Source organism: Mesorhizobium sp. M1E.F.Ca.ET.063.01.1.1 (assembly GCF_003998155.1).
Lineage (GTDB): Bacteria > Pseudomonadota > Alphaproteobacteria > Rhizobiales > Rhizobiaceae > Mesorhizobium.
In genome coordinates this window covers 1-1,537 of record NZ_RZSC01001068.1, presented here as the reverse complement: position 1 = coordinate 1,537, position 1,537 = coordinate 1, and the positions used below count along the sequence as shown (strand labels likewise).

Genomic DNA, 1,537 nt, shown 5'->3' with positions numbered 1-1,537 from the left:
GATGTCGTCGGCAAAGGCCGGCCATTCGATCGGCGGGATCACCCCCCGGACGCGCTCATACAGCGACGCGGCCGTTGGTAACGCGCCAATCATCCGCGCCTCCGCTTATATTCGGGCTGACAACAAGCGGCATATATCTACGTCGACTATAAAGGTGTCAAGCCCGCGAAAGCGGCAATTTCGTTCCCAGCACGACAGCGTTGTCGTCGAGAACAGCACGGCGGAAGCGGTAAAGCTTTGCTGGCCGGCCGCCTGTGTCGAGAGACGTCTCGCCGGTCTCCTCGACCAGCTCCTGCTGCTCGACAAGCCTGCGGAAGTTCGGCTTGTTGATGAGCCTGCCGACCAGCCCTTCCACGGTCCGCTGCAGCTGCAGCAGCGTGAAGGTCGGTCGCATGAGCTCAAAGACGACAGGCCGGTATTTGATCTTTGAGCGCAGCCGCGCGATCCCTGTCGCCAGGATCCGGCGATGGTCGGCGACCATTGCCCTGCCCGACACGGAAGCGGCGGGAGCGGCGTTCGGATCCACACCAGCCTCCTCGACCAACGCCGCTTCATAGAGCAGTTCGTAGCGCTGGAGCGTGAGCTCCTCGTTCCAGGGACGGTCGTCGAAGGAGAAGGCGATTGCCGCTCGCTGTCGGCGGTCGCGCCGGGAGGCCGCGTTCTCGGCGCCTTTCGCCCAGGCAATCAGGCGCCGCCGCAATAGATCCAGCGCTTCAGGCACGCCGGAGCGGTGATCCTCCCAGGGAAAAAAGTCGTACCAGCTTCTCCACTGGGATTTGCGTGACGCCGTCACGGCGTCCTGCCGGGTCAGCGCGAGATAGCTGATGGAGATGTTGCGTTGCTCAAGCCCGGCGATCATCCGGTCGCGGTCGGCGAAGGTATAGAGTTGCTCGATATAGCCCAGCGGATGGCCGGTCTGCTGTTCGACCCAGTCCCTGAGGCCAGACTGCAGCGACCGGTGGCTGAGCTCGAATGGACCGGAGGGAAGCGAATCGCGCTGCCCGACAGTGAGAACACGAGGTTCAAGGTCGCTCACGGCGGCGACCACCGCGATCAAATCCACGTTGATGTTGCGGCCCTTGCGGGCGGAGCTTGCTTTTTTGCTTCGTGTTGGCTGGTCGTGCATGTTCCAGATCGTGGCCGCGCCGGAAACGGCTAAACCGATTTAACTAACGTGGACTATGCGCGGCTGCCCGTCAACTGCGTACCTGTACGGTTTAGGTCTTCGCACTGCCACGGAACTGTGCCAAACGCGACACCCGCGATGGGTAACGCAAGGGAAGTGCTCATTTTGGGCGAGACGGGGTAAGTGCGGTAAACAATGCGGCGGTCGAGAGGGGAGCAAAGGCATAGTCGGTATCCGGCAATTGGTTTTGCCGGACCCAGTGGCCTTGCGATTCCTCGTTTTTCCTGCGCTTATCCCAACGTCTGAAAGTTAACCGGCTAGGCCGTGAGCCAGACACGCTGCACTGACACAGAGGAAAAATGAATGGCGACTGGAACTGTGAAGTGGTTCAACAACACGAAGGGGTTCGGC

1 protein-coding gene is annotated in these 1,537 nt (G+C 61.3%); it reads right to left on the bottom strand.

The window, feature by feature from the left end; genetic code table 11:
* Positions 1 to 157 precede the first annotated feature (157 nt).
* The gene (locus EOA29_RS36060) at positions 158 to 1,126 is read right to left on the bottom strand and encodes a hypothetical protein (RefSeq protein ID WP_127222368.1); all 969 of its coding nucleotides are present in this window, start codon (positions 1,124 to 1,126) and stop codon (positions 158 to 160) included.
* Positions 1,127 to 1,537: the final 411 nt, after the last annotated feature.